This is a genomic window from Streptomyces sp. NPDC006207, assembly GCF_040613835.1.
Classification (GTDB): domain Bacteria; phylum Actinomycetota; class Actinomycetes; order Streptomycetales; family Streptomycetaceae; genus Actinacidiphila.
In genome coordinates this window covers 1-5,398 of record NZ_JBEXSX010000133.1, presented here as the reverse complement: position 1 = coordinate 5,398, position 5,398 = coordinate 1, and the positions used below count along the sequence as shown (strand labels likewise).

Annotated in this window: 6 protein-coding genes; 2 read left to right on the top strand and 4 right to left on the bottom strand. The window is 74.1% G+C overall.

Annotation, left to right across the window (positions count from 1 at the left end):
* On the bottom strand, window positions 1-1,157 hold a 1,157-nt coding region (locus tag ABZ312_RS44795; RefSeq protein WP_500440205.1), incomplete at its 3' end, for a serine/threonine-protein kinase.
* 143 nt (window positions 1,158-1,300) lie between these two features.
* Entirely contained in the window at window positions 1,301-2,173 is an 873-nt protein-coding gene (locus tag ABZ312_RS44790) for a menaquinone biosynthetic enzyme MqnA/MqnD family protein (protein WP_500329490.1), read from the bottom strand.
* A gap of 306 nt (window positions 2,174-2,479) precedes the next feature.
* On the opposite strand from ABZ312_RS44790, the gene ABZ312_RS44785 reads away from it, so the two are divergent.
* The gene (locus ABZ312_RS44785; protein WP_354796699.1) at window positions 2,480-2,683 is read left to right on the top strand and encodes a cold-shock protein; all 204 of its coding nucleotides are present in this window, start codon (window positions 2,480-2,482) and stop codon (window positions 2,681-2,683) included.
* Between the two features lie 549 nt (window positions 2,684-3,232).
* Window positions 3,233-4,084 carry a MaoC/PaaZ C-terminal domain-containing protein gene (locus tag ABZ312_RS44780; RefSeq protein WP_500440204.1) on the top strand — a complete coding sequence of 284 codons (852 nt, stop codon included), beginning with the start codon at window positions 3,233-3,235 and terminating at the stop codon, window positions 4,082-4,084.
* A gap of 155 nt (window positions 4,085-4,239) precedes the next feature.
* On the opposite strand, the gene ABZ312_RS44775 is transcribed toward ABZ312_RS44780, so the two are convergent.
* On the bottom strand, window positions 4,240-4,572 hold the full coding sequence (locus ABZ312_RS44775) for a DUF4229 domain-containing protein (RefSeq protein WP_499513323.1): 333 nt from the start codon (window positions 4,570-4,572) through the stop codon (window positions 4,240-4,242).
* Between the two features lie 76 nt (window positions 4,573-4,648).
* On the bottom strand, window positions 4,649-5,167 hold the full coding sequence (locus ABZ312_RS44770; protein WP_500440203.1) for a GNAT family N-acetyltransferase: 519 nt from the start codon (window positions 5,165-5,167) through the stop codon (window positions 4,649-4,651).
* Window positions 5,168-5,398 lie beyond the last annotated feature (231 nt).

The following is a 5,398-nucleotide window of genomic DNA, read 5'->3' as shown; positions in this document are numbered from 1 at the left end:
GCGGGGGCCGCGGCCCCCACGCCAGGCGGACACGCGAGGGCGCCGCGCGGGGCCGCGCCGCCCCCCCGCCGGCCCGGGCCGGCGGCGGGCGGGGGCGTGGCGGCGAACGGCGGCGCGTCCTGGGGCTCGGTCAGCGAGGGCGGCGGCCCGAACGACCCGTACGAGGGGTGCGAACCGTACGAGCCGTAACCGCCGCCCGGTCCCCCGGCGGCCGCGGCAGGGGCGCCGCCGACCGGGCCGTTCGTACCCGGGGGCGGGGTCGGTTCGAGGTCGAGCAGCTCGACGGCCTGCCGCCCCAGGCGCTCCGTCAGCGGGGACGGCAGCCAGCCGGCCCGCACCAGTGAGGCGGCGTCGCCGCCGGCCGTCAGCAGTTCGGCGAGCCGGCGGGGCGTCGGGCGCACCGAGGGGTCCTTGGCGAGGCAGGACTCCGCGATCCGGCGCAACTCATCGGGCACGCCGTCGAGTTCGGGCTCCTCGTGGGCGACCTTGTAGAGCAGGACGGCCGCGCTGTCCCCGGTGAAGGGGCCGCGGCCGGTCGCGGCGAAGGCCAGCACCGCGCCGAGGGCGAAGATGTCGGCTGCGGGGCCGGTGGGTCTGCCGGTGACCTGCTCGGGGGCCATGTAGCCGGGCGAGCCGACGACGACCCCCTTGCTGGTCAGCGCGGCCGTGGCGTCCATGGCGCGGGCGATGCCGAAGTCGATCAGCACGGGACCGTCGAGCGAGAGCAGCACGTTGGACGGTTTGATGTCGCGGTGCACCAGCCCCCGTTCGTGCACGGCCTCCAGCGCCTCGGCGAGTCCGGCGCCCAGCGCCCGTACGCCCTGCGGCGCCAGCGGCCCGAAGGTGGCGACCGCCTCGGACAGGGCGGGACCGGCGACGTAGCGGGTGGCCACCCACGGCACCGGCGAGTCGGTGTCGGCGTCGAGCACCGGCGCGCTCCACGCACCGCCGACCCGGCGCGCCGCGTCGACCTCGCGCTGGAACCGGGTGCGGAACTCCAGGTCGTCCGCGAGCTCCGAGCGCACCACCTTCACGGCCACCGTCCGGCCGCCGGGGCTGCGCCCCAGGTAGACCCTGCCCATCCCGCCGGCCCCCAGCCGGCCGAGGAGGCGGTACGGGCCGATCGCCGGGGGGTCGTTCGCTTGCAGGGGCTGCATCTGCGCGCCTCTCGCCGGTGCGGAAGGTCAGTGGAGTTGTACCCGTGGCAGTCGTGGTCACCCCAGCCGGGGCCGTCGCCGATCGTAGTGCGCCCGCGGGCGCCGGGCCCGGGCCGGCGGCGGGCTGCCGCCGGCCGTGCGGATCAGCCCCCGGGGCGCAGCAGTTCGACCCGCGCCTGCGCCGGGAAGCCCACCCGGCGGGCGAACTCGGCGATGCCGGTGAGCTGCTCGGGGCCGAGCGAGAAATCCAGGGTGGTGAAGTAGCGCTGGAGGGTGCCGGCGTCGAAGGCCTCCCAGCGGGCGGCCTGTTCGGCGACCTTCTCCACCTCCTCCATGCTCAGGTCGCGGGAGGCCAGGAAGGCCTGGTGCACCTCGTGCACCACGGCGGGGAGCGCCTCCAGGTAGTCGCGGCGGGCGGCCCAGACGGCGAAGACGAAGGGCAGTCCGGTCCACTCCTTCCACATCAGCCCGAGGTCGTGGACCTCCAGGCCGAGCCGCGGCGCGTCGTGCAGCGAGGCGCGCAGCGCCGCGTCCCCGATCAGGACGGCCGCCTCGGCCTCCTGCATCATCAGCGAGAGGTCGGGCGGGCACGTGTAGTACTCGGGTTCGACCCCGTACTGCTCGGCGAGCAGCAACTGGGCCAGGCGGACCGAGGTGCGGCTGGTGGAGCCGAGGGCGACCCGGGAGCCGTCCAGCGCGCCCAGCGGCACCTGGCTCACGATCACGCAGGACATCACCGGCCCGTCGCAGCCGACGGCGATGTCCGGGAGCGCGATCAGCTCGTCGGCGTTCCGGAGGTACTCCATGAGGGTGATCGGGCCGACGTCCAGGTCGCCGGAGACGAGCTGGGCGCTGAGCTTCTCGGGCGTGTCCTTGGTCAGCTCCAGGTCGAGCAGGGCACCCGTTCGGGCGAGCCCCCAGTAAAGGGGCACGCAGTTCAGGAACTGGATGTGCCCGACGCGGGGCCGGGCCCGGCGCACACCACCGGCGGAGGGATGAGGCGCAGATTTGTCCACATCAGGAGGCTAGACCCCCGCCCCCGGGATCTTGCGGCGGGTACCGTCCTCCCGCGCCGGGCCATCGGATTCCGGCAGCGCGTCCACGCCGCGTTCGCGCGTCCCGCGGCACGGCTGAAAACCGATCTTGTCGCTCTTCCCCGCCGCAGATGCTCCGTGCTACTGTCGTCGCAAGTTGCAGTTTGGTTTCCCTTGCAGTACAGAGCCTGCGGAGCATGTGACCGCGGGCTTTTGTAGTTTTCAGACTTCTTGCAGTGCGCAGGGCAGGTTCTGGAGCAGGGCAACCCTTTGGCCCAAGGAGGGCTTATGGCTACCGGAACCGTCAAGTGGTTCAACGCCGAGAAGGGCTTCGGCTTCATCGCCCAGGACGGCGGCGGCCCCGATGTCTTCGTCCACTACTCGGCGATCAACGCCTCCGGCTTCCGTTCGCTGGAGGAGAACCAGGCGGTGACCTTCGACGTCACGCAGGGTCCGAAGGGCCCGCAGGCCGAGAACGTCTCCCCCGCCTGATCGCGGACTGACACGTAGTACCCAACGAGCAGTACCCAAGGAGCCCCGCACCGTCGTGCGGGGCTCCTGCCTTTGCGGGGTCCCGGTCGGGACGCGGCGTAAAGCACCTCGATCTCCTGTGCGAATTCGGGGACGACGACCGCACGGCGCAGTTCCATGGACGCGGTGGGACGGTCCCACCGCTCCGTGAATTCGGCGCGGAGCACGGCGTAACGGCGCAGGAACTCGGCGCGGTGAACGGTGGAATGCGTAGCGTCCACGGCCGGCTGGAGGCCGGCCGGCAGTTCGACGTCGGAGACCAGGGCGCCCGGGCGGGCTCCGGCCCTGCGGCGCATCCGCTCTCGGTGCCCCAGTCGGGGCCGTCATGGCTGTTACTTCCGGTAACCTTACGTGCAGGTAAATCCACCTCCGCGTCAGGGGAAGGCCGAGGGCCGATCACCGGTCGCGTTCCGCGGGCACGGGCACCGGTCGTCCGCCGGGCGCCTGACCCGCCGTCCGTCCGCCCCCGACCGCCGACCGACCGCCCACCGACCCGCGCGGGAACCCACGATGCCCCTGCTCCTCACCCTCGCCCGAGGCGTACTGACCGGCCTCGGCAAGCACCCGGCCGCCGACGCGCCGCTGCCCGCCGGTCACGTGACCGCGCCGGGCGTCCGGGTGGACCCCCGGCGGCTCGCCGCGTACGCCGAGGTGTGCGGCTTCCCCCCTGCGGAACGGCTCCCGCTGACCTACCCGCACGTCCTCGGCTTCCCGCTCGCCGCCCGGCTGATGGCCCGGCGGAGCTTCCCGCTGCCGTTGCTCGGCCTCGTGCACACGTGGATCGAGATCGTCCAGCGGCGCCCGCTGCTGCCCGGCGACCGCCCCGACATCACCGTGCACGCCGAGGAGTTGCGCGCCCACCGGCGGGGCGTGGAGGTCGTGCTCGTCACCGGGGCGTCCGTCGGCGGGGAGGTCGTCTGGCGCGACCGCAGCGGCTACCTCGCACGGACCCGCGCGGGCGGTACGGGAGGCGGGGCCCCGGGCGGCGGCACCACGGCCGCCGAGGGGGCGGAACTGCCGTCCGTGGCGCAGTGGCACCTCCCTGCCGGCCTCGGGCGCCGGCACGCCGCCGTGTCGGGCGACTGGAACCCGATCCACGTCCATCCGCTGACCGCGCGGCCGCTCGGCTTCCCCCGCGCCCTCGCCCACGGGATGTGGACGGTCGCGCGCTGCGCCGCCGAGGCCGTGCCCGAGGACGCCGAAACGGTCACCCTGCGGGCCGAGTTCAAGGCCCCCGTCCTGCTGCCCGCCACCGTCACCTACGCGGCTTCGGCCCCGGACCCCTCCCGTCCGGGCAAGGGAAGGACCTTCGCCGTCCGCTCCGGGGACCGGATCCATCTCACCGGGACCGTCGGACCCTAGGGTCCGGGCGAGCGCGGGCGCGGGTGAGCGGGGCGGCAGCTTCGCGCGGGGCGTCCACCTCGGCCGCGAAGGGCTCGCCGGTGGTGCGCGCCTGACAATAGGGGACGGCCCAGCGGCTCGGTGGCCGGCGGTGTGCGTCCCGGCCCCCGGGTGTGTCAGCCGCGCTGCGCCGCCGCGCGTGAGGCGTCGTCCGCCTCGTCCTCCTGGGAGGCGCTGGCGGCGAGGTTGGCCTTCGTGCGCTCCACGCGCGCGGCGACCTGCACGGAGGCCTCCTCGCGCACCCCGCGCAGCACGACGAAGCTGAGCGGCGCGCTGATCACCAGCGCGAGCAGCATCACCCACAGCAGGTTGGAGTCGCCGAGCCCGGCGGGCAACACGTGGACGTAGACCAGGCCCCAGATGGCCAGGAAGCAGGCCGCGAACAGGCCGAGACGCATCAGGGAGTAGCGCAGCATGGGGCTCGGCTTCCAGCTCACGGTCGTAGCCACTTCCTTCGTTTCCCTCGTTCCGGCCTGCGGGAGGTACCGGACGTACCCGTATCAGTGAAGCACGGGCCCGGAAGGGTCAGGTCAGCGGGAGCCACATCGTGATGTCGTCACGGTCGTCACCTACGGCGACACGTATCGACGCGGGGACACGCCCGACCTCCTTGTAGCCGGCCGAGGCGTAGAAGCGCTCCAGACCCATGCCGCCGCGGCAGGTGAGCTTCAGCCCCTCCAGTCCGAGGTCGCGGGCGGACCGCTCCGCCGCCTGCAGCAACTCCGCGCCGTTCCCGCGGCCCTGCAGGGACGGGTCGACCATCACGGTGTACAGCCAGGCCCAGTGCCTCATCAGGCGGTGGGTGTTGAAGGTGAGGAAGGCCGAGGCGGCCAGCCGGTCGCCGTCGAAACCGGCGATCATGCGCGCCCTGCCCCCGGACAGTGCCGCGTAGTGCCGTTCCGCCTCGAGGGCCACGTCGGCCCGGGACACGGGCGCGACGAAGCCGACGGCGCCGCCCGCGTTGGAGACGTCGGTCCACAGGGAGACGAGCTGTTCCCGCAGTTCGGGGGTGAGTTCGGGGTCGAGGGTGAAGCGCAGTGCCATGGCGCACACCCTAGGCATCGGGGCTGACACCGATCGACGGGCGTCCGGCCGCCGGACGACATCGGGGTGAAGGGGAGCCCTCGAAGCCCCCGCGTGCGTTCCGGGGGCCGGGAAATGTGCGCTGGGCGTGGGGGGGGGGGCGGGCGGGGCCCCGGGGGGGGCGGCGGGGGGGGGCGGGGGGCCGGCGCCGCGCGCGCGGCGGGGGCCCGGGGGGGTTCCGCGGCTGTATTG

What these genes read in the sequence shown, in the direction of transcription:
- ABZ312_RS44785 (WP_354796699.1), top strand. Translation starts at nt 2,480, where the DNA reads ATGGCTACCGGAACCGTCAAGTGGTTCAACGCCGAGAAGGGCTTCGGC.
- ABZ312_RS44780 (WP_500440204.1), top strand. Translation starts at nt 3,233, where the DNA reads ATGCCCCTGCTCCTCACCCTCGCCCGAGGCGTACTGACCGGCCTCGGC.
- ABZ312_RS44770 (WP_500440203.1), bottom strand. Translation starts at nt 5,167, where the DNA reads ATGGCACTGCGCTTCACCCTCGACCCCGAACTCACCCCCGAACTGCGG.